At 71.5% G+C, this 323-nt stretch carries 1 protein-coding gene; it reads left to right on the top strand.

The window, feature by feature from the left end; all coding sequences use genetic code 11:
• Nucleotides 1-320 (top strand): hypothetical protein (locus SB773_RS30765; RefSeq protein WP_410594023.1); only part of this gene is annotated, 320 nt, incomplete at its 5' end.
• Nucleotides 321-323 lie beyond the last annotated feature (3 nt).

Raw genomic sequence — 323 nt, 5'->3', positions numbered from 1 at the left:
CGCTGAACCGCGCTGCCGACGGCAGGCAACTGCTCCGTCCGCCCGGCTGTCACCCGGCGGTCACCGCGCTGGCGCCTACTGGCCGCAGCCCCCTGGAGGCGATGCGGATGACGCAGGTCGGATTGCCCGAGGCCATCGAAAGCAGGGCGCTGCTGGCGGCCAACTACAGGCGCTACGGCAATGGTCCCGAGTTCTGGGATGCCTACCAGCGCCTGCTGGAATCGACGATCCCGCCGGGCGCCTACCGCCCGGACGCGGCCAACCGGCTGGCCCTGCTGGCGCAGGAGCTGGGGATCGTCGAACGCGCGCAGCTGGTCTAGCTG

This window comes from Bacillus sp. SIMBA_074 (assembly GCF_046534555.1).
GTDB lineage: Bacteria > Bacillota > Bacilli > Bacillales > Bacillaceae_G > Bacillus_A > Bacillus_A mycoides.
Note: the sequence above shows the minus strand (reverse complement) of the source record. Positions and strands in the feature narration are given on the sequence as shown.